Raw genomic sequence first — 22284 nt, 5'->3', positions numbered from 1 at the left:
GTTGATGACCCGTCCGGCTACGGGAGAATTGTTCGCCAAGGTGGCGACGGGCGGGTGCTTGGAATTGTCGAGGATGCCGATGCGACACAAGAGCAGCGAGCTATTCGGGAAATTAACTCGGGGTCTTATATTTTTGACCTTGAATTTCTTTCCATCGCCATTCCTAGGATTCAGGCAGAAAATAACCAGGGTGAGTATTATCTGACCGATGTCGCTGCTATGGCCGAGGGTGAAAGCCGCTTAGTAGAGGCATTTCCCGCCCCAGAGCCCGAGGAGGCCTCGGGAGTCAACGATGTCGCCGATTTGTCCCGGGCAGAGGCCTATTTTGCCGCCCGACAGCATAAAGGGCGCTAGGCCGCACAAATTTGTCTAATTTGCTATAATCTGGCCAAGTTTATTCGCCCCCTTTGTCCGCCCCTGTAGCCGGAGGCAGTTGCTTACCCTCCCAAGGTGTCACCTGTGAGAGCTCTTGTATTAGCGGCTGGTCGTGGCACCGGCCTATACCCGTTTACCGATACCCACCCGAAGGCCATGTTGCCCGTGGCTGGCGAGAAGCTTCTGGACAGTGCGCTCGGGAAGCTGCGTGCCGCCGGGGTGACTGATGTCGTCATGGTTGTGGGGCATTGCGCCGACAAGATTATCAACCATTTTTCCCATGGTGCGGCCCACGGGATCACAATTCAGTATGTCCGCCAACAAGATCCTTCCGACATCCGGGACGCAGTACGCAAGGCGAGAGATCATTTTCAGCCCGGCGAAGGATTTTTGCTTGTCTATGCCGATGTTCTAACCTCGGGCAATATCTATCGCCATGTCATGCAGACGTTTGGCTCCTTTAACCAGCCGGTGGCCGCCATATGCCATACCCCTCAGGCCCAGAATTTTGGCACCGTCTACCTCGATGCTGACATGTCCATCAATAAGCTCGTGGAAAAACCCAGTCAAAAAGAAATGGGCAATTATGTTCTCGCTGGCGTGTTCGTGATGCCCTACAGCTTATTCGATCTTTTGGAAAAACATCAGATGGATGAGTCATTCAACGAAATCATCGCATCGACCGGGATGCGCTCGGCCATATGGGAGGAGCCCTGGCTCGATGCGCAACGCCCCTGGGACCTTCTTCATGGAAACCAGATGGTGATGCGTACATGGGACGAGGCGCGGGTGAGCGGATCCGTTCAACTACGGGGAGCGATCCAGTTTCGCGGGCCCGTAAGAATCGAGTCAGACGTCGTAATCGAATCGGGTGCCTCGATATTTGGTCCCTGCTTCATTGGCAAGGGAACTTTTATTGGAAATGATGTTTTGATTCGGCCCAATACCTCGGTCGGGGCGGGTTGCACCATAGGATTTGGCGTTGAGCTCAAGAATTGTATTTTGCTTGATAATGTAAGGGTTGGCCGCCTTTCCTATGTCGGCGACAGCGTTGTCGGCGAGAGTGCCTATATCGGCTCGGGTACGATGACGGTGAACCATAATCTGGATCGCTCGAATATAAAGTTGGCCATGAAAGAGGGTCTGGTGGATTCTGAATCGAACAAGCTGGGCTCATTTATCGGTGACAATGCACAGGTGGGTGCGTCGAACACCCTGGCGGCGGGCGCCGTAATCGCGCCGGGGCAGATCGTCCCCCATCACCATACCTATCCCATGGAGGGCGATTGATATGTGCGGAATCGCCGGTATGGTTTCCTCTACGAACGTAGCGCAAAAGCTCTATCGCTCCATCGCTGCGCTTGAGTATCGGGGATACGATTCGTGCGGAATGGCTGTTCAGGAAAACGGTCATATTGATGTGCGAAAGAATGTGGGCACGGTAGAGAAGGTTAATAAGGGCGAGCACCTGACAGACATGAAGGGGCTGGCTGGAATCGCCCATACGCGCTGGGCGACCCATGGGGGTGTTACGCGGGAGAACGCCCATCCGCACATGGACGCCCAGGGCCGCATTGCGGTCGTGCACAACGGAATAATCTCCAACTACCGCCAGCTTAGAGAACGGCTCCAGAATTCAGGCGTGGTTTTTCTGTCCGACACAGATACCGAGGTTATCGCCCATCTCCTCGGGGAGTATCTTGACAAGAATGAAGATGACATGGAGACCGCCTTCGTCTCCGCGCTCGGTGAATTAGAGGGCACCTTCTCCCTGGCTATCATCTCAACGAAAGCCTCTGGCCAGATTTACTGCGCCAAGCGCGAGAGCCCACTCATCATCGGCTTGGGCGATGATGCGAACTACATTGGTTCGGATTTCAATGCTTTTATCGAGTTCACCCGCCAGGCTGTCATTATGGACGATGGCGAGTTTGCCGTGGTTACGAATCAAGGCTATGTCGTCAAGGATCTCTTGAGCCGGGATACTATCAACAAGGCCGTCACCGAGATTGAATGGGACGTGGAAATGTCCCGCAGAGGCGGGGATCCCCACTACATGCTCAAGGAGATATATGACCAGCCGGCGACGATTCTTTCAACGCTGAACATACCTCGTGAAGAGTTGGTCGAGCTTGCGCAGCTCATTCACGAGTCACGCCAGTGCTTCCTGGGTGGGGTCGGCACCACCTACTACATCGCGGCGATAGGGCAGTATCTGTTTTCTCAAATTGCAGGCCGCTACCTCTCGGCGATTAGCACGGATGAATTCCCCCATGTAGCGCAGGTGGGTCCGGAGGATTCTCTCATCTCCATCAGCCAGTCGGGCGAGACCTACGACACGCTAACGGCGGTTCGGTTCGCTAAGGAGCGAGGGGCGAGGGCCGGGGCCATCGTCAATGTCATGGGCTCAAGCCTGCTGCGGATGGTGGATGTTCCCATCCTCCAGGGGTCGGGACCCGAAATTTGTGTCATCAGCACGAAAGCCGCCATGAGTCAGGCTGCCGTCCTTTTGCTCACCGCTGTCGAGCTTGGCGTGATAGAGGGGCGCATTGGCGAGGCGGAAGCGCTTGGCTATCGGAATGAGATAGGAAAGCTATCGAATATCCTCTCTGAGGTCTTGAATGAGCGCGGAGGATTTTTGCACTCTGCCGCAAACCGACATCAGAAAATGAAAAACTGGCTTTATCTGGGCCGGGGGATCTATTATCCCTGCGCGCTTGAAAGCGCCTTGAAAATGAAGGAAGTGACCTATCTTCACGCAGAGGGGATGAGCGCTGGTTTCTTGAAGCACGGGACCATATCCCTTATTGATGAGAACATGTACACCATCGTCCTGATGCCCCATCCCGATGAGAAGGAACTGCATGCCCTTACGCGAAGCAGTGCCGAGGAAGTGCGGGCACGGGGCGGGTTTGTTCTCGGGTTCCGATTCGAGGGGGACGAGGATGTCGAGGGTTTGTTTAGCGAGGAGATTGTGCTTCCCCGCGTCTCTCCTCTCCTGGCGCCGTTCCTGCATCTTCTGGCGGGTCAGCTTTTCGCCTATTACCTTGCCGTTCAACTTAAGCGGGATGTAGACCGTCCCCGCTCGCTGGCCAAGTCGGTCACCGTAGCCTAGTCAGCGGTTTATTTTTATGCAGGCTCCTCGTCTTCAGGGCACCGATGGTGTGCGCGGGCAGGCAGTTTCCACGGAACATCCGCTGGCTGTGGGGATCGATTCCAGGCGGGCCTATGTTGAGCGGGGATTGTTCACCGAGGAGTTTGCTGGGCATTACGCCTATGCCGCCGCACGGTGGCTTCTTGAAAGGGCGCCCGAGGATTTGATCTCGCCGAGTGCGATTGTTATCGCCTGGGATCCGCGCGATATCGAGGGGCGATTTTACGGCATCGTATCCCGCGCGGTTGTTCGCGCGGGTGCGCACGCACTGGTGGCGGGAGTTTTGCCGACACCAGCGGCGGCAGTTTACATGGCCAGCGTTGGTGCGGCAGGGCTCATTGTCCTGACCGCCTCGCATAATCCATCAAATCAAAACGGTATTAAAATTTTTCTCGGCCCGGCGGCTATGAAGCCGCTGCCGGAGGATGACGATGCCCTAAGCGCACGTGTTTGGGAGACTGCCTGGTCCGAGGTGGCGGGTGCGCCCGATTCGGGCGAGTGCACAGATACGGCCTCAGAATCTCGGGTGGTCTATTCTGACTATATACGGGCGCTGCCGAACTGCTGGCTGCAGGAGGGAGCGCTATCGGAGTGGGATATCGTTCTTGACACGGCTCGGGGGGCGTGGAGCGGTCTGGCGACTGAAATTTTCGAAGAGCTTTCCACCCGCAGCCTAGTCGAGGCGAGCCGTCTGGGCGATGGCCCGGTCAATGAGGGCGGGGGAGTCGTCGCGCTCGAGGGTCGTGTGGCGATTGGTGGCGGGGAAGTTGCTTTTATCGAAGGGCATGCCGGGTTGTGCCGACTGTTTGAGGCGGGCCGAGCCCGGGCAGAGGATCTCAAGGCGGGAGCAGGTTTTGCCGTATGTGGAATATTCGATGCCGACGGAGACAGGGCCTATACCGCAGTATATGACCCGTTCGAGGACAGGGCGCTTGTCTTGGGCGGAGATGAGGCGATGGTTCTTCAGGCCGGGTTTTTAAAAGCCGTTGAAGAGGTGCCCGAGGATGGGGTGGCGGCGCTGACAATAGAGAGCGATTCTGGGGCTGCCATGGCGCTCTCGGAGTTCGGGCTCGGGGTCCGCTTCACCCCTGTTGGGGACAAGTGGCTGCTTCGCGCGACCACGCAAGGAGAGGGCACCTTCACCCTGGGCGGCGAAGAATCGGGCCACTCCATTGTGCCTGGTCGCCTCTCGGACGCCTTCGGGAACTCGCGCTTGCTTGCGGTGGGTGATGGGCTCAAGAGTTTTCTCAACACCTGCGCCGCCATCGGAAGCCTTGCCGAGGATATGGATATCCGCGCATTTTATCAGACGCTCGCCGAGCCGTTTCCCCGTGGATACAAAAAAACATTGTATGCCTATCATGTGGACAGGAGAAGATTTGAGCCCGGAGGGGAGGCCTGGGAGGCCGCGCGGGCTGCCTTAGAAACAGGGGCGAAGGATCTGCCACATGGCACCTCCACCCGATGGGCGCCGCTTGAGGATGATCCCTCTGTGCTCTATCTGGCGGTTGACGATTCCGAGGGCCGCCCCGCCGCTGCGATATATGTGAGAAACTCTGGCACCGAGCGCAAGATTGGTGTTGTCCTGCGGGGGCCTGTGGCGTGGCGCGCGGCGCTATATACAGTGGGCCAAGCGGTGCTTAACTCACTTTTGCCTCGCATGAAGGATGAGGCAGACCCCAACGCCCGCGCCGAGGCGGCCCTTCTCTTAAGGCTGAGTGAAGGCGCTCTTGACGCTAAGGCTGTGGACGAGATGCTTGAACGAGACCCGGTAGTTGATTATGGCGCTCCGGTCAGTTCTGCTGGTGTTCGCAGGGAAGCCCTTCGGGGCGGGCTCATCTCGGAGGATGGCGGTATGCTCTGCTTGGCGGAGCTTGGACGCTGGTATCTTGATGAGACAAGTGCACGATGAATGCGAGAGAAAAAAATATGACGACCGCAACTGAAGATTATTTTCCGCGACTAGGAGAGTTCCCGCACTCCGCCCTTTTTGAGGGCGTGGGCAATGTATGGGATGCCATTGGGGCGCTAGAGGGCTATGTGCGCGGGGCGCTCGATTCCTTGGATGTAGCCGAGGCCGACCCGGCGGCGCTTGAGGGTCTGCGCGTCGATGAGGGCATGATATCGAGCCAGGGGCTTTTTGTGGCGCCAAGGGCGATGATGGTCGCCCGCGCGGGAGTTTTTATTGAGAAGGGCGTGCGTATTGAGCCGGGCGTGGTCGTGAAGGGGCCGACGATACTTTGCGCAGATGCTGAGCTTCGCCACGGCGCCTACCTGCGCGGAAGCTGCCTCATAGGCCCCCGCGCCATTGTCGGCCACGCCACCGAGGTGAAGAACTCGGCCTTTCTTGAGCATGCCGAGGCCGGACATTTCGCCTATGTGGGAGATAGTCTCCTCGGGGCGGACTCTAACCTCGGGGCGGGAACCAAGCTGGCTAACTTGCAGTTCCGCACAGAGGCCGAAAAGCGAGAGAAAAATGTGCGCCACATTGAAATCAGAATTGATGGGGAGAGGGTCGACACCGGTTTGAGGAAATTCGGGGCCATCGTCGGCGAGCACACCGAGATTGGCTGCAACGTTGTCACCTCGCCGGGAACCCTGCTTGGGCCTGGTTGTTGGATAGTGCCCAACACCACCGTCCCCAAGGGTCTTTATCCGAAAAATCACATCATCCGCGCAGGCGGCGGCAAGCCTTTAGTCGTGCCCAGAAAGCAATGAGCACGCCCGAGCCGCACCTTGAAAACCTAAGCTCCGAGCAGCGCGAGGCGGTTCTTGCCCCGCCGGGGCCTGCGCTTGTTCTTGCCGGGGCGGGGTCGGGTAAAACCCGCGTCATCGTCCAGCGCATTCTTCATCTGATCTCGCAAGGCGCATCGCCTGCCTCAATTCTTGCCATAACTTTTACGAATAAGGCTGCCGGCGAGATGAAAGAGCGTCTGCGCACTGCCCTGGGGGCCGGTCCGCGAGGCGTCTGGATTGGCACGTTTCATGCCACTGGCGCGCGCATTCTCCGCGCCGAGTATGAGCGGGTGGGGGTGCCACGCGATTTTGTTGTGATGGGTCGGGGCGAATGCCTCACCTTAATAAAACGTGCGATGAAAAAAGAGGGGATAAATCCTGAGCGCTATCCCCCGAGAGATATTCTTGAGTGGATAGGCCGCATGAAAACCAGCCGGGTCCCCGAGGGACAAGGTCCCGGAGGGAGCGACGCGTTTCCTCACAGCGCAGAGGCGGTTGCCAGCCGTCTGGCTAAGCCCTATGAGAGACTTCTCCGCGATGCAGGGGGAGTGGATTTTGACGACCTTCTTGCCCTGCCGCTCGTGCTATTTCGAAAACATGCCGATGTTCTCGAGCGCTACCGGGCGCAGTTCACCGAAATCCTGGTGGACGAATATCAGGATACCAATGCGGTCCAGCACCACCTGATCCGTTTTCTGGCTGGCGAGGGGCATCGCGTATTCGCGGTGGGAGACGACGATCAGAGCATCTACCGATGGCGCGGGGCCGAGGTCGAGAATATTCGGCGATTTGAGACCGAATTTCCGGGCGCTCGCGTATTTAAGCTTGAGGAAAACTATCGCTGTTCGGGCCGGATACTTGCTGCCGCCGCCGGGGTGATGAGGCGCTCCAATGGCCGCCGGGAGAAAAATTTATACACCAACAACCCAGACGGCGAGCCTGTGCTCTATTTTGCCGGGGCCGATCCCCAGGTCGAGGCGCAGATGATATTCCAGCGCCTTGCCAAAGCAGGGGCCGGGGAGGCGATTCCCTGGGGCGAGGCGGCAGTCTTCTATCGCACCAACACCCAGTCGCGCGCCCTTGAGCAGGAGGCTCGCCGCCGGAAGGTTCCCTACCAAATCGTCAAGGGCCAGCGCTTTTTTGACCGCGCCGAGGTGCAGGATCTATCGGCCTATCTCCGGGCTGCGCTGAACCCCAGCGATGCTGCCGCCTTTACCCGCATCGTCAACCGGCCCACTCGTGGGCTCGGGCCCGCGAAGATACTAGCGATCTCAGGCGGGGACGAGGACGGACTCATTTCCATCGGCGTGGCGAGGGATGCCCTGGCCTCGGGACTCGTCACAGGCGCAGCCGGACGCTCTCTTCAAGAACTCATCGCCATTCTCGGCGAGCTAGCGGGCGCTCGACTGGGCCCTGTTGCCATGCTCAATGAGATTATCGAGCGCACCGGTTACCGGCGCTGGCTAGAGGAGACTTCACGCACTTCCACCTCGGTTGAGCGGCGGGCTGCCGCATCTCGCGGCCTTGAGGGGATAGGTGAGTTTCTGGTGGCGGCCGAGGCGTTCGAGGTGCGTATTCGGGAAGAGGAGGGGATTGAGCCTGACGATCCCGAGGCGATGATCCGTTTTATGGAGGATATGGCGCTTTCGAGTGAAGCGGACGATATGGAGGATGAGGAAGGGGGCCGCCTGTCGCTCATGACCTTGCATGCCGCCAAGGGCCTCGAATTCCAGGCGGTCGCGATGGCCGGGGTGTCGGATGGTCTTATTCCACATGGGCGCTCTATTGATGAGCCCGAATCGCTGGAAGAGGAGCGGCGGCTACTTTATGTGGGAATGACGCGTGCGAAAAAGATTTTGTTGCTCTCCTATGCGGTTGAGCGCCGCCCCGAAAACGGCTCGGGAAGCTGGGAGGCCCGGCCCAGCCGCTTTCTAAGCTCGCTCGGTGATGATCTGATTGTTTTTGAGGCGCCGCCCGCAGCCCCTGTCTCACCCGGCCGTTTCGAGGGTCGCCGCTCTCGGGGCGGACGCAGCGGGGGCTCATGGGAGCGCTACCCGGACAGTTCTTCCAAGGGTGGTCTCTCGAAGAAAACGCCCGCTAAGATCAGGCAAACTGAATCAAAGGTTCCCGACAAGGCGCTTGGCCCGTATGCCCCTGGTGCGCGTGTTCGACACGCAAAATTCGGAGAGGGATTGATCACCGAGCGAAATGGAGTGGGCGAGCGGGCGACAGTCACCATTGATTTCGAGCAGGTGGGGGTGAAAAAGCTGGTTCTTCAGCATGCGAATCTATCGCCAGCCGGGGAAGGATAGCCCGGCCCTCAGATGGTTTGCAGTGAGGCGGCGTTGACGCCAGTGAAACCCCGAAGGTATAACCGATTCAGGAGGTAATCCGAATGGCGATTTCACGCGAGGATGTACTACATGTCTCGCAGCTGGCCCGGCTGGAACTCAGTGAGGATGAGATCGAAAAGATCACTGGCCGGCTCGACAAAATTCTCGGGTACATCTCGAAGTTGAATGAGCTCGACACCGAGGGGGTTCCTCCGACGGCCCACGTTCTCGATATCACCAACGTATTCCGGGAAGATGCCGTCGACACAACTCCCATCGAGGGGATGGAGCAGATGGCCCCCGACTTTGACCGGGGCCATTTCCGCGTCCCGAAAGTCATCGAATAGCGCCTCCTCGCGGACGGCCCATGGCATACGACTCCCTAAAAAACTTCGTCGCCGATCTGGAGAGCGCCGGAGAGTTGCGCCGTATTTCCGCGCCGGTGGATATCGAGCTTGAAATTACTGAAATTGCCGATCGCAGTGTGAAATCGGGAGGGCCGGCCCTTCTTTTTGAATCACCCATGGCACCCGACGGCACCCGCTATGATGTGCCTGTCCTTATCAATGCCTATGCGTCCGAGAAGCGGATGGAGATGGCGCTTGGTATTGAGAGCCTCGATGCGGTGGCCGGAGAGATAGCCGAGCTTCTTGAAATCAAGCCGCCCGAGGGCATCGTCGAGAAGGTGAAGATGCTTCCCAAGTTGGCGCGGCTCGCTTCGTTCTCGCCCAAATCGGTGACTTCGGCCCCTTGCCAGGAAATTGTCGAGACTGAAAATCCCGACCTGTTTTCGATCCCTGCCATCAAATGCTGGCCCGAGGATGGCGGCCGCTACATCACACTTCCCCACGTTCATTCGCGCAATCCCAGAACAGGCCGGCGAAATGTTGGCATGTACCGGATTCAGTTTTTCGACTCGACTACGGCCGGGATGCATATGCACCTTCATCATGATGGGGCGCAGAATGCCCGCGAGAGCACGGCCATGGGTCAGCGGATGGAGATGGCTGTCGCCTTGGGCGGTGATCCCGTATACGCCTACGCGGCGAGTGCGCCGCTGCCGCCCGGGATCGACGAGATGACGCTGGCCGGTTTTCTCAGGCGAAAAAGCGTGAATTTGGTCAAGTGCAAGACTGTGGACGTTGAGGTTCCGGCGGATTCGGACATCGTAATTGAGGGGTATCTAGAGCCGGGGGTGCTCCGACGGGAGGGCCCCTTTGGTGACCACACGGGCTGGTACTCGCTGGCCGATGATTATCCGGTATTTCACGTGACAGCCATCACGCGGCGGCGCGAGGCGATTTACCCGACCACCATCGTTGGCAAGCCGCCGATGGAGGACTACTGGCTGGGCGGGGCGACGGGTCGCATATTCCTGCCGCTGATGAAGATGCAGCTTCCCGAGATAGTGGATGTGCACATGCCTGCCGAGGGTGTGTTTCATAACATGGTCATCGTCTCGATTCGAAAGTCATATCCCTACCACGCGCGGAAGGTTATGTTTGCGCTCTGGGGAATGGGTCAGATGTCGCTGGCCAAGTGCATCGTCATCGTCGATGAGGATGTGGACGTGCACGATACGAGCGAGGTGGCCTGGAAGGTGTTAGGAAGTATCGACCCCCGGCGGGACCTTGTTTTTGTGGACGGGCCGGTTGACGCGCTTGAGCATGCCTCCCAGCGGCTCCACATCGGGAGCAAGGTAGGGGTGGACGGCACGAAGAAATGGGCGGAAGAGGGTTTCGAGCGCGAATGGCCGGGCGAGATTGTCATGAGCGATGATATCCAAGAGAAAGTTACCCGGCGCTGGAAGGAGTACGGCCTTGATGGCTGAGGAGGCGCAAGGGGGCGGCATCGGAGCGGCGCTTCGCCAGTTCATGAGGATGGTGAAGTTTGAACACACTATTTTTGGCCTGCCTTTTGTTTTGATGGGCGGCGCGCTCGCGGCGGGGGGGATGCCTCCGGCCAGGGCGCTTTTCTGGATGGTTGTGGCGGCGGTGGGGGCGCGAAATTTCGCCATGTCGCTCAACCGATTTGCCGACCGCGATCTTGATCCAGATAATCCAAGAACTGAGGATCGGGCCGAGTTTCAAGGATTATTGGCCTCAGGGCGTATATGGGGGTTGATGCTCGTCTTTGCCGGATTGTTCGTCTTTTCGGCCTGGATGCTCAATCCGCTGGCCTTTATGCTCTCGTTCGTTGTCGTGGGCGTGATCGTTCTCTATAGCTACTCGAAGCGCTTCACCTCGTTTACCCATATTTTTCTGGGTCTGGTTCTTGGCGCGGCGCCAGCAGGGGCTTGGGTTGCCGTGCGGGGCGAGCTGGGGTGGGTTCCGGTGTTTCTTTTTATCGGGGTTGCACTTTGGGTGGCAGGTTTCGATATGATTTATGCCTGCCTTGATCTTGATTTCGACAAATCGAAAAATTTATTTTCTTTCCCTCGCTTACTTGGCCTTCACGGGGCGCTTATTGCCTCGGCGGCTGCGCATGTTGGAACCGTGGTGTTTCTTTTCCTGGCTGGCCGGGAGGCGGGCCTTGGCGCGCTCTACTGGACGGGTCTTGCGGCAGGAGGGGCACTTTTAATCTGGGAGCACTGGGTGGTGCGCCCGGGGGATTTGCGCCGCGTTGACCTTTCGTTTTTCAACATTAATGCCTGGGTGTCGGTGATTGTTTCGGCGGGCGCGCTTGCTGATGTTTTTCTCGCGGGCCGGTGAACAGGGTGGTGCCCGAACGGATTGAACGCGAGCGCGTTCGCGAGATGTTCTCGGATATCGCGCCTACCTATGATCTTCTGAATCGACTTTTGAGCTTTGGGATTGACCGTATCTGGCGACGGGCGGCGATTGGCTTGCTACTGGATGGCCTTGCTTGGGGAAGCCCTGCGCGCCTTCTCGACCTGGCAACGGGAACAGGGGATGTGGCTCTTGCCGTTCGGCGGCGTCTTGGTGGCGAAAGAGATGTCGAGATAACGGGGGCAGACCTGGCGTTTCCGATGCTGGCCATTGGCCGCAGGAAGGCACAGGAAAAAGGGGCGGGCATCGGTTTTCTTCAGGCGGATGCACTCTCGTTGCCATTTGAGGATGCCACCTTTGACGGGGCGATTATCGCCTTTGGGATTCGCAATCTGGAGGATCGGGCTGCGGGCTTGCGTGAGATGTGCCGGGTGCTTAGGCCGGGCGGGCGATTGGTTGTGCTTGAGTTTGGAACCCCGGACGGCCTGTTCGGCTTAATCTACCGGATTTATTTCGGATGGGTGTTGCCGGTGGCGGGGCGGCTCGTTTCGGGGCATAAGACGGCCTACTCTTACTTGCCATCGACGGTCTCGGACTTTCCTCCGCCTGACGTTATGTGCCACATGTTTCATGAGGCTGGCCTCACTGGTGCGCGCAGCCGCCCCATGACGGGTGGTATCGTTAATGTCTATTCCGCAGAGCGTGCGCCGTAATCGCCCATTATCATTTCTCGCTTGATCCTTGATTGGAGAGGCGTCCGATTTTGAAGATAGGTGCCAGCCGCTCGCGAGCGAGCAGCGGCATCGCCTCGGCATAGCGGACAAATTCCTTGTCGCCGGGAAGCCCCGCAGTACCAGCATGAATCGATAATGTTACATCCGGCAGACCCTCGAGTTCGACCATCTCTCTTTTTTCGGAAAGGATGCTCGTGAACGAATTCATTCCTTCGATAGATGTGTTCGCTGCCACGAGAAGGAATTCATCCGTTGACCATCGTCCGAGAATATCTCCTTCGCGCACATTACGGGCAAGAAAGCTGGCTAGAACCTGAAGGGCCGAGACGGCAAATTCTCCATCCGGCAAGATATCTACGCTCTTTCCCCACCATTTGCTTTTGATTAACAGGCACGAGACGGGCGTCCCGTACCGAAGCGAGCGAGCAAATGTTTCGTTGAGATAATGGATCAGGTATAGGCGATTATAGAGGCCGCTATCCTCATCCACGAGGTTGAGCCATTTGCTCCCGTAGTTTTCAATCATGTTTCCGTATTCCTTATTTGGTGCATCTTCAGGCAGGCATATCTGGCGGTGCTCAGAACTCGTATTTTGCACCTTCGAATCCCCCCTAGGATTCAAGACACCGGTCCTGTTAAATTAGAATGCAATCCTCGTGCCAGTAAATCTTTTGAAATTTGTGATGCTCTGTGAATTTTATAGATGGGGAAAGTCACTCTAATGACTGGATTTGTAACGATGATTTCATATGGGAAAAATAAAATTTAATTTCTTGTGATGAATATTTTTTAACGCTTGTGGCGGTAATTTTCTCCACAGGGGGGTAAAAATTGACGATCCTTCCGATGGAATAAGACAATTTGTCATTTTGTCGTTTCGGGCCAATTGCTCTTTAGATTTACGAATAGAGGATCTCAAAGAGGGAGGGAATGGGGGCTGCGCATCATGGGGATCGATGGAGGCGGGCAAGTTTAGCTGGTAGTCTCCAGGGGCTACAAGATACTAACTGAAAAAAATTAGGAGAGATGGGGCATCATGAAATACTCAAAAGGTGAGGCGAAGGAATACGCGAAAGAAACTCTTCGGGGTATCTGGACCTCTCTTCCATACCATTTCACTGAAGACGATGCCCTTGATGAGACTGCCATCAAAAAAAACGTGGATATTGTTATCGACGATCTTCAGGTAGATGGTCACTACAGCGACGGCAACGTGGCCGAGTTCTGGTCAATGCCCCTGGAGGAGCGAAAACGTGCCCAAGAGGTGATGCTTGAGGCAACGGCGGGCAGGGTGCCCCTGATGGCTGGAACCCATCACCAGTCGGCCAAGGAGGCATTGGCTCTGACGCAGCATGCACAGGATATCGGCTGCGATTTTGCGATCATACTCACCCCGTATATTGCCTCGAACAATGACAGGTCCGTTCTTGAGTTTTTTCACTACATTGCCAACCGGGTCGATATTGGTCTGGTGATGTTTAACTCGCCGGGGGCGACCTATCCGATTAGCTCCGAGTTGGCCGGGGAGCTCGTGAAGATTCCCAACCTTTGCGGGATGAAGCAGGCCGATCTCAATCCCAACACCACGCTCAGTATTCTTGACGCCGTGGGCGACGCGATCAATGTCAGTGTGGCGGACGAAACCGTTTGGTTCCACAACATGACCCAGCTTGGCCATCGCTGGTTGCTCACCTACACCCCGCACATGTACCAGGTCGCAGGTTGTCTCCCGATTAAGGAGTACACCGACTACGTTTTTGCCGGAGATGTGGCGAATGCCGCCAAGATATCGGCCAGCTTGGGAGAGATTCGCAAGGTGAACGCCAAGTGGATCCTCGATCCTTGGCGGAAGGGGAACATGTCCCAGAGCGCAATGAAGACCTGGATGGAATTGATCGGGATGGCGGGCGGCCCGGTAAGGCCGCCTGTGGTGGAACTCACGGACGAGGAAAAAGAATCTCTCCGCTCCGACCTCGAACGCGTGGGGTTGATTCAAAAAGCAAAGGCGGGAGTGTCCTAGACACCCCCGCCCCGTTCCTGCGGCTGCAATTTTCTTATTTTTTTAATTCTTACTCAACACAAACACGCTCGAAACCGAGCCGGGGCCGCCTAGTGTGTGGCCCAGGGCCCGCTTGGCGCCCTTTACCTGCCGCTCGCCGCAGCGGTCTAAAAGCTGCTCCGAGAGGTTCGCGATAACCCGCGCCCCGGTCGCGCCAATTGGATGGCCGCAGCTCTTGAGTCCGCCCGAAGTGTTCACCGGAAGCTCGCCGCCCAACCTGCTCGCGCCGCTTTTGACGAAATCCGGGCCCTCTCCTTTTTTCACAAAACCCAAATCCTCGTAGTTGAGAATCTCGGTAATTGTGAAGCAGTCGTGGACCTCGGCGACATCTATTTCCTCTAGCGGGTTCGTGATGCCTGCCTGCTCATAGGCCTGGCGTGAGGCCTCGGTGGTAGCCTCAAAGCCCAGAAAGCTGAATTTCGGATCAAACTGGGTGTTGATATAACCATTCGCGCACGAAAGGCCCATCCCGTCGATGAGTACGTAGTCTTTTTTCCCGAAGCGCTTTTCTGCAATATCAGCCCGGCAGAGAATCACGGCCGCTGCGCCGTCCGTCGTCGGGCAGCAATCATAAAGCCCGAGAGGCTCCGTCACGGGCGGGGCCTTCATGACCTGCTCAATTGTGATCTCTTTGCGGAAATGGGCCTTGGGGTTCAGGCTGCCATGGTAATGATTCTTCACCGCCACCTCGGCAAGATCTTCTTTGCCCGCGCCAAATTCTTCAAAATAGCGCGTCGCCAAAATCGCGAAGCTGCCCGGCGCGGTGCGCCCTTTTCCAAAGAGGGGATGAAGTTTTTCAACATGCTGGGCGACGAGGCTACCCCTGGGGGGCACCTCGCGCATCTTCTCTGCCCCGACTGCAAGCACACAGTCGTACATTCCACTCGCAACGCCGAAGGCGGCGTTTCGCACCGCTTCCATCCCTGTCGTGCAGTAGTTTGAGACCCGGGAGACGGGCTTGGGGTAAAGGTTCAAAGATTCGGCAAGCGCCGGACCCCCTGTGCCGTCGTATCCCCATCCGAGCGGGAGAAAGCAGCCCAGCCAGGCCGCATCGATATCGTTCCCGGTGATCCCTGCGTCATCGTAGGCCTGAAAGGTCGCCTCGACGACAAGATCGTTATAGGTCTGCTCGAAAAGCTCTCCAAATTTTGTCGATCCGACGCCGATGATGGCGACCTTTCCGGCAATGCTCTGGCTCATTGTTCTCTCCTCGTATGCGGTTATCCGGCGACTAGCTCGCCGGCCGGAATTTCCAGTAGTAATTATAGTATCCCGCGCCCTGGTGGAGAAGGCGGAAGGTCATCTCCATCTGGGCGCCCACGCTGATGGCGTCGCGATCACAGTCAGTTACCTGGCCGTAAAGCCTGCCGCCGCCTTCCATGTCCACCGTGGCCATGGTGATGTAGCCCTCGGGGGAGGGAGGCAGGTGGTCGTGCACGAAGGTGTAGATTTTCCCGCGCTGGCCGAGTTTCACCTCGTCCCACTCATCGCGGGTGTTGCAGTTCGTGCAGACGCGCTGCCGTGGAAACTGGAGCTCGCCGCAGCTTTTGCACTTTCCCGCCATGAGGCGCATCGTCTGGCGCGCCTCTTTCCAGAGGATGCTGGGTGAGCTAAAGATCCGAAGATCCTCGCCCGGAACAAGCTCTTTTGATTTGAGGTATTTCCCGTAGCTCGAAATAGGCCGGGCCCGCCCGGCGGACCATGCGGGCCCCCGGTTCTCCTTGAGCTTTGCGATCTTATCCGTTGCGCGCAAAAGAATGGCGTCCCCGCCGCTTCCATGGCCTGTGATGAGGATGTGCTCTCCCGGCTCGGCATTTTGGAGCGCCTCAACGAGAGCGAGAAGCGGCGCTGCGGCACCAGCGTCCCCCATTCGTGCGACAAGAGGTTGTTCGGGATATGACTCGGCCGGAAACCCTAGCTTTCGGCAGGTGGCAGCGTGGGTCCGGGCATCGGGCGCATAGATGAGAACACGAGCGATGTCCTCCCGCGTTGCCCCGGTTTTCTTGAGCAATCCCTCAACCGTTGCCGCCGTCTGACGGATATAGCCGTAGTCCAGGATGAATTTGGCGTCCCCCGCCGAGACCTTATCTTCACCCGGTATCCGCCAGCGATCAATGAAATCCTCGTTCCACGAATAAATGGCCTCGATTTCAGCGGCCACATCGTCGCCCTCGCCGAGGATAACGGCCGCCGCCCCATCGCAGAGCGCAAGCTCGTCCGGGCTTCCTGGCTGTGTCGGGCGAATCTCCGAGGCAATCACCGCCGCCTTTTTCGCAGAGCCCGCCTTCACAGCGTCGAGTGCTACACGAAGTGCGCTCGTTCCGGCCCGAAGGGAGCCACCCATGTCCGCCGTGAAGGCGCTCGCTGGGAGGTCTGCCCCCGCAGCGACAACCGCCGCGTTTGATTTTTCGGCATACGGGGCGCTTGTTGAGGCAAAATAAAGGGCGTCAACGTTGATGCCGCCCCAACCCCCTGCATTGATGAGGGCCTCGACCCCCATGGTGATAGTGTCCTCATCCATGCCCGCTATGGGCCGCGATGCCTTGGGATTTCCCGCACCCCATACCTCCCGGACGGTGGTGCCCTCAAGGCGGTAGAAGGGGATATGCGCCCCCGCGCTGATGATTCCGGCCATGTTCGCTCCAGGTGTTAAAAGTAATGATGAAGTCCCGATAGAGGCGTCATTTTCGCTCCCGAGGCCTTAAAGTCAAGCCCCCTCGGGGCCAGACGAATTCCCCCGCCAAGCGCTCTCGGGTATGATTTCAGGGTCGCATCAGGGGGGGCTGCTTTTATATTCTAATTCAAGGAGAGTGCGATTTTATGAAAATGCATGTTGAGTACTGACAGAGGTGAAACTATAAGCCTCAATTTGAGCAGTTAGCTCAAGACGTGAAAGCTGCGTATCCCGGCATCGAGATCGTCGGCAACGAGGACGGCAAAAGCCGCATCGGTGCGTTTGAGGTGGCACTCGATGGTAAACTTGTTTTTTCTCACCTGGAGCAAGGCACCTGGCCCGAGAGCGCCGACATTATCCGCATGATCGGTGAAAACGGGGGATGAGCCGCCCTCTTTCACCTCTGACTGCCGTTGTAAACGCTAGCCCATCACCACGGTGAAATCTCTAGGTGCGTTGCGTAGAATATGAAAATGATTTGGTCGTGTTGTATATTGTATCGTATGATATTCGAGTTGATGTGTAGCTCTTCATGAGGAAGGGTTCTTGAATGCCTGAACATGAGAATGAGTCGGAATTTTTTGTTTTCGTGTTGATGCCTTTCGATCCTGAATTTGATGCAGTTTTTTCAAAATTGATAGTTCCAACATTAGAAGGAAATTGTTTTAGTGTTAATAGAGCTGACAGTGCTTTAGATCAAGAAAATATTTTAAAAAATATTATCAGAAATATTTCAAAGGCTGACCTTGTAATTGCAGATATGACCACTATGAATCCTAATGTTATGTATGAGTTGGGAATTGCTCATGCTTTTTCAAAACCAACAGTATTAATTGCTCAGTCTATTGACGATGTTCCTTTTGATCTGCGTTCCTATAGAGTGATAACTTATTCCACCCATTTTAATGAAGCGGAAAAATTTCAAGAAAAGCTAACTGAAATTGCAAAGCAATGTATGGACGGTTCAATGAAATTCGGGAACCCAGTTAGTGATTTTCTAGAAAATATTCCTTCGGTGGGAAATGATGTTGATGGAAGTTATTTGAAAATAGAGACAGACGAAGAAAGTGAAGGAAAGAATAGTTTGTTAACTGAAGAAGAAGGGGAGTTGGGTTGGCTTGACTTGGAAGTAGAAGCTGAAGAGTCAATGGGGCAGATAGTTCTACTGATGAACGACATCAGTGAAAAAAGTACTGTATTGTCAGAAAATATCGAAAAACATACTGAACAAATTACTCAACTTAATTCAGAAAAGTCAGGTGGGGCGAGACAACTCCAGCAGTTAATGCTTTTAATGTCTTCGGATATGAATCAATACTCAAGAGAAGTTGATTCAATCTTACCTGAATTTCATGAATTGTGGGAACACTATATAGGTAACTTTGAGCCGGTACTAAAGAAACTTAATATTAAAACAGATGGTGATAGGAAAGAAGTGGAGGGTTTGTTGTCCGCAATTATTGATAGCAAGAAGGGTGTGGGGCAGGCAGTAGAAAGTGCGGAGTTCGCCCAAAAATCTATGGAAGGTTTGAAGGGAATTAGCCGAGTTTTGGATAGGTCTATTCATCATACCGAAAGAACAATTGAAGGAATGGCGGAAACATATATATTGGGGTTGTCCTATATTGTTCGTATTGAAAATGCTATTCGAGAAAAACTAGACTGATAATTAACAGGCTTGCTATGCTCCATCCACTAATTCAGGTTGATGCGTTTGCTGATCGGCCCTTTGCCGGAAATCCGGCGGCGATATGTTTGCTGGAGGCCCCTGCCAGGGAGGGGTGGATGCAGGCGCTGGCGATGGAGATGAATCTCTCCGAGACCGCCTACGTTTATCCCTTTGAGGACGGGTTCAATTTAAGGTGGTTCACCCCGGCCGCCGAGGTTGATTTGTGCGGCCACGCGACACTTGGGGCGGCGCACGCATTATGGGAAACCGGGCGCCTCGCGGAAGATGCGCCTGCGCGGTTCCACACGAAAAGCGGTCTGCTCACCTGCACAAAAGTGGGCGATTGGATCGAGATGGATTTTCCTGCTGCCGAGGTGAAAAGCGCCGCCCCCCCTGATGAGCTAATTGAAGGGCTCGGCATCACCCCCCGCTATGTTGGCAGAACGCCTTTCGATTATATGGTCGGGGCCGATTCCGCCGAGACCCTTCGCGGCCTTGCGCCGGATTTTCCTCTCCTCGCGCGGGTCGATACAAGAGGCGTTATTGTCACCGCCCGCTCGGATAGGCCCGAATATGATTTTATCTCGCGCTTTTTCGCCCCCGGCCACGGCATCAATGAAGATCCGGTCACGGGCTCGGCCCATTGCGCCCTGGCCCCTTTCTGGGGAGAGCGCCTCCACAAAACCGAACTCATCGGCTATCAGGCATCGCCGAGGGGCGGGGTCGTCCGCTGCCGCGTTCAGGATGATCGCGTGATTCTGGGTGGCCAGGCCGTGACGGTGTTAAGGGGCGAGGTGGGGTAGGGAACCTTGTAGGGGTCCCAGCTTTGGACTACTTAAAGCCAGACATGCATGACCAATCCCCACCCCTGAGAATTTTTGTCTTATCTCCAATCACGATTTTTAATAGCAATCCTGGCGCAATATCTCAGTGCTGCCCTCTCAAAAGACCGTAAGCAGATTGAGATGTATCAGTCGTTAACGTTATCTGAATGAAAAATTCACCAGCTGAACCCACCGCCAAGGCACTCAACCGGCCAGAACTAGGGCTATGAGATTCTCTCCTTTCCCTGACTCATGTTATTGGGTACAATCTAAAAAAAGAGAAAATACGGGTTAAGCCGTTTGCAATCGTGAAACGCGGAATTTTGGAGTTAAGCGCGGGTGCGGGTCATCTTCGCTGGGTGGAGGGGGTTACAGTGGCTGATGCAAATCTCATTCTTGCCGTCGGACAAGGCCAGAGGCCTCCCCGGATAGTGGGAGCCGTGGCGAGTGGACGATCCCTCGTGGCCCAGCTCTCGAATAGCAAACAGTTGGTGGATGAGAGGGTGTTGGGTGTCCTCTCCGCCGCGAACTCGCTCCAAAGCCCGCACGGAGTCGACATTCTTGTCTAGCCCAAAAATTTTTGACTGATTGTTCCGTTGATTTTTGTTTTATGGATATGAACCGCCCCACCTCAGCGCCATCTAAAAACGCCCTCCGGCATAAACCAAGGGGCGTTTTTTTAGACTAACTACTTCATCAAGCTCATATGGTCGCTTGAGACCGCCTAGCCGAGATTGGCCTTAAAGAAATCGATCGTCCGGCCCCAGGCGAGCTCCGCCGAGGCTTTGTCGTAGCGTGGTGTCGTGTCGTTGTGGAATCCGTGGTTGGCATTCGCATAGATATGCGCGGTGTATTTTTTGCCAAACTTTTTGAGCCGTGCCTCATAGGCAGGCCACCCCGCGTTGACCCTTTTGTCGAGCTCGCCGAGGTGAATCAGGAGCGGGGCTTTTATTTTGGCCACCTCATCGTCGGTCTTGGGCTGGCGACCATAGAACGGCGCGGCGGCGGCAAGCTCGGGCAGGCGCACGGCCATGGCGTTGGACACGCCTCCGCCATAGCAGAAGCCGACCACGCCGATTTTGCCGTTGGAACTGGAATCGACCTTGAGATAATCATGGGCGGCGATGAAGTCCGAGAGCAATTTTCCTTTGTCGAGCTTGCGCTGCATCACCTTGCCTTCGGGATCGTTGCCGGGATATCCGCCTAGCGGGGTGAGGCCATCGGGCGCAAGGGCGGTGAAGCCGGCGACGGCTACCCGCCGGGCCACATCGGCGATGTAGGGGTTGAGGCCGCGATTCTCGTGGACGACAACAACGCCTCCGCGCTTGCCGCCAGCGGCGGGCCGAACGAGGTAGCCATTAATTGAGCCATGGCCTTTGGGCGAGGGATACTTGATCGTCGCGCCCTTGATGCGCGGGTCGTTTTCCTCAATCTGCTTGGCGAGTGCGTAATCGGGCTGGAGCATTTCGAGCAGGCCTACGGCGGTGAGCCCGCCTACGGCGAATTTTCCTGCCCGGGAGAGAAAATCCCTTCTTTCGATGTCCCCATGAACATACTCATCGAAAAGATCCAGTACTTCTTGGTCAAATTCATTTGCGGTCTTGCGTTCCATGCAATTGCTCCTTGTTCTGCGCGGTTTATAAAAGCGGCATTGAGATTTGGTCTTTTAAAAGGAACGCCTAGTATGGGGTATCTATTCCCTGAATTTCAATAGTAAGTTAAGGGGTAGTCGTTGTTTTTATTGTATTTAGATAATAATATTTTAAAGTCCTAATATGTGCGACATGTTGCGGTGAGTTGCCTGTGCTACCCCCAATTGGGCTCATTGCCCGCTAGGTATCGTTGCGCGGCAGGAGTGCTTGGTGCCGGTATTCTTGGTTCTCTTAAGGGAAGCCCGCCCCTTGCACCATCCTCCCCCTCCCGTTATAAATCACTGTCCGCACGATAAAATGAAGGGGCCAAAGAGACGGGGGAGATCTGGCCCAGGTCATTGATTTTAAAAACCGGAGGAGTTTCATGGCGAGTTTCGACACCGATGCGATTGCGGCAAAACGGATTTTCGATGTCCCCTTTTCGGGCATCAGAGCAGTCTTCGACAAAGTGAACGCCCTCGTGGCCGAGGGGCGTGACGTTATCCACTGGCAGATTGGCCGCTCTGATTTTGACACACCGGCTAACATCAAGGCGGCGGCGGCGGCATCGCTTGAGCGCGGGGACGTTCACTACGCGCCCTCGATGGGGATACCCCCTCTTCGAAAAGCCATTGCCGAGCGCACCCAGATAGATACTGGTGTCGAGGTGGCCTGGGACACTCAGACGATTGTCATGAGCGGGGCGAACGAGGGGATTCTTTGCTCGATTATGGCGTTCGTGAATCCGGGGGACGAGGTGATCATCCCGGACCCAAACTGGCATCACTATAAATCCATCGTCTCGCTTGCGGGCGGGGTGGCAATCGAGGTGCCGACAAAGGAGGAGAGCGATTTTGCCCTCCTGGCTTCTGATGTTGAGAAAGTCATTACCCCGAAAACAAAAATGATCTGCATCACCTCGCCGAGTAATCCCACAGGGACGACGGTACCCGAATCGGAGCTTGCAAAACTCGCCGCGCTTGCGAAAAAGCACAATCTCCTCGTCATGTCGGATGAGATTTACGCACGCATCTATCACGAGGGTGTCTGTGCCCCGAGTATTTTCTCGCAACCTGGCATGGCCGAGCGCACCATTATCATCAACGGGTTCTCGAAAGTTTACAGTATGGACGGTTGGCGACTCGGCTGGACAATTGCGAGTCCCGAACTCACGCGCCACATGCTCCGAGTGCGCCAGTACACGACCGTGTGTGTCAACACGTTCATTCAGCACGGCGCGGCGGCGGGGCTTGCCGATGACCAGGGCCCGGTTGATGAGATGCTCAACGCCTTCACTGAGCGCTCGAAGGTCATGTACGAGGGCCTAAAATCCATCGAGGGCATGACGGTGGCTAAGCCGACCGGG

The 22284-nt window shown here is 56.1% G+C and carries 20 protein-coding genes; 16 read left to right on the top strand and 4 right to left on the bottom strand.

What is annotated here, in order from left to right:
* The 10 genes from glmU to HOJ95_05055 all read left to right on the top strand — a co-directional run.
* Positions 1–354, top strand: a 354-nt coding sequence (gene glmU, locus HOJ95_05100; GenBank protein MBT6394062.1) for a bifunctional UDP-N-acetylglucosamine diphosphorylase/glucosamine-1-phosphate N-acetyltransferase GlmU, incomplete at its 5' end; no start/stop codon positions are given.
* A 105-nt stretch (positions 355–459) separates the two neighbouring features.
* Positions 460–1665 (top strand): NTP transferase domain-containing protein, encoded by a 1206-nt coding sequence (locus tag HOJ95_05095; GenBank protein ID MBT6394061.1) that lies wholly within the window; start codon positions 460–462, stop codon positions 1663–1665.
* A gap of 1 nt (position 1666) precedes the next feature.
* Positions 1667–3490, top strand: coding sequence for a glutamine--fructose-6-phosphate transaminase (isomerizing) (gene glmS, locus HOJ95_05090; protein ID MBT6394060.1), 1824 nt, complete (start codon positions 1667–1669; stop codon positions 3488–3490).
* A 16-nt stretch (positions 3491–3506) separates the two neighbouring features.
* Positions 3507–5441 (top strand): hypothetical protein, encoded by a 1935-nt coding sequence (locus tag HOJ95_05085; GenBank protein MBT6394059.1) that lies wholly within the window; start codon positions 3507–3509, stop codon positions 5439–5441.
* A 17-nt stretch (positions 5442–5458) separates the two neighbouring features.
* The gene (locus HOJ95_05080) at positions 5459–6247 is read left to right on the top strand and encodes a hypothetical protein (GenBank protein ID MBT6394058.1); all 789 of its coding nucleotides are present in this window, start codon (positions 5459–5461) and stop codon (positions 6245–6247) included.
* Positions 6244–8577 carry a UvrD-helicase domain-containing protein gene (locus tag HOJ95_05075; protein ID MBT6394057.1) on the top strand — a complete coding sequence of 778 codons (2334 nt, stop codon included), beginning with the start codon at positions 6244–6246 and terminating at the stop codon, positions 8575–8577. Before HOJ95_05080 ends, HOJ95_05075 begins: the two co-directional genes overlap by 4 nt.
* Before the next feature lie 83 nt (positions 8578–8660).
* Positions 8661–8945, top strand: coding sequence for an Asp-tRNA(Asn)/Glu-tRNA(Gln) amidotransferase subunit GatC (gatC, locus tag HOJ95_05070; GenBank protein ID MBT6394056.1), 285 nt, complete (start codon positions 8661–8663; stop codon positions 8943–8945).
* A gap of 20 nt (positions 8946–8965) precedes the next feature.
* Positions 8966–10429, top strand: a complete 1464-nt coding sequence (locus tag HOJ95_05065) for a menaquinone biosynthesis decarboxylase (GenBank protein ID MBT6394055.1) — start codon at positions 8966–8968, stop codon at positions 10427–10429.
* Positions 10422–11309 carry a UbiA family prenyltransferase gene (locus HOJ95_05060; protein ID MBT6394054.1) on the top strand — a complete coding sequence of 296 codons (888 nt, stop codon included), beginning with the start codon at positions 10422–10424 and terminating at the stop codon, positions 11307–11309. The genes HOJ95_05065 and HOJ95_05060 overlap by 8 nt, the downstream gene beginning before the upstream one ends.
* Before the next feature lie 44 nt (positions 11310–11353).
* Positions 11354–12040, top strand: a complete 687-nt coding sequence (locus HOJ95_05055) for a ubiquinone/menaquinone biosynthesis methyltransferase (GenBank protein MBT6394053.1) — start codon at positions 11354–11356, stop codon at positions 12038–12040.
* A gap of 10 nt (positions 12041–12050) precedes the next feature.
* Here the strand turns inward: HOJ95_05055 and HOJ95_05050 are convergent, their stop codons facing one another.
* The gene (locus tag HOJ95_05050) at positions 12051–12659 is read right to left on the bottom strand and encodes a diguanylate cyclase (GenBank protein ID MBT6394052.1); all 609 of its coding nucleotides are present in this window, start codon (positions 12657–12659) and stop codon (positions 12051–12053) included.
* Between the two features lie 438 nt (positions 12660–13097).
* Between HOJ95_05050 and HOJ95_05045 the strand changes: the two genes are divergently transcribed.
* Complete coding sequence (locus tag HOJ95_05045) at positions 13098–14081, top strand: dihydrodipicolinate synthase family protein (GenBank protein ID MBT6394051.1); 984 nt, start codon at positions 13098–13100, stop codon at positions 14079–14081.
* 42 nt (positions 14082–14123) lie between these two features.
* On the opposite strand, the gene HOJ95_05040 is transcribed toward HOJ95_05045, so the two are convergent.
* Together HOJ95_05040 and HOJ95_05035 are read right to left on the bottom strand one after the other, a co-directional pair.
* A complete protein-coding gene (locus HOJ95_05040) occupies positions 14124–15320 on the bottom strand; it encodes an acetyl-CoA acetyltransferase (GenBank protein MBT6394050.1) in 1197 nt (398 codons plus the stop codon).
* A gap of 31 nt (positions 15321–15351) precedes the next feature.
* Positions 15352–16755, bottom strand: coding sequence for a hypothetical protein (locus tag HOJ95_05035; protein MBT6394049.1), 1404 nt, complete (start codon positions 16753–16755; stop codon positions 15352–15354).
* 254 nt (positions 16756–17009) lie between these two features.
* Here HOJ95_05035 and HOJ95_05030 point away from each other — a divergent pair, with 254 nt between their 5' ends.
* The 4 genes from HOJ95_05030 (at position 17010) to HOJ95_05015 (ending at position 19856) form a co-directional block, all read left to right on the top strand.
* Entirely contained in the window at positions 17010–17180 is a 171-nt protein-coding gene (locus HOJ95_05030; GenBank protein MBT6394048.1) for a SelT/SelW/SelH family protein, read from the top strand.
* A 164-nt stretch (positions 17181–17344) separates the two neighbouring features.
* Positions 17345–18460 carry a hypothetical protein gene (locus HOJ95_05025; protein ID MBT6394047.1) on the top strand — a complete coding sequence of 372 codons (1116 nt, stop codon included), beginning with the start codon at positions 17345–17347 and terminating at the stop codon, positions 18458–18460.
* 17 nt (positions 18461–18477) lie between these two features.
* Positions 18478–19266, top strand: a complete 789-nt coding sequence (locus HOJ95_05020; GenBank protein ID MBT6394046.1) for a PhzF family phenazine biosynthesis protein — start codon at positions 18478–18480, stop codon at positions 19264–19266.
* A gap of 395 nt (positions 19267–19661) precedes the next feature.
* Entirely contained in the window at positions 19662–19856 is a 195-nt protein-coding gene (locus HOJ95_05015; protein ID MBT6394045.1) for a hypothetical protein, read from the top strand.
* Between the two features lie 155 nt (positions 19857–20011).
* On the opposite strand, the gene HOJ95_05010 is transcribed toward HOJ95_05015, so the two are convergent.
* A complete protein-coding gene (locus tag HOJ95_05010) occupies positions 20012–20899 on the bottom strand; it encodes a dienelactone hydrolase family protein (protein MBT6394044.1) in 888 nt (295 codons plus the stop codon).
* Positions 20900–21303: 404 nt separating this feature from the next.
* Between HOJ95_05010 and HOJ95_05005 the strand changes: the two genes are divergently transcribed.
* A partial coding sequence (locus tag HOJ95_05005) for an aminotransferase class I/II-fold pyridoxal phosphate-dependent enzyme (protein MBT6394043.1) occupies positions 21304–22284 on the top strand: 981 nt, incomplete at its 3' end.

The sequence above is a fragment of the Nitrospinaceae bacterium genome (assembly GCA_018669005.1).
Taxonomy (GTDB): Bacteria; UBA8248; UBA8248; order UBA8248; family UBA8248; genus UBA8248.
This window is presented reverse-complemented; position numbering and strand designations above follow the sequence as displayed.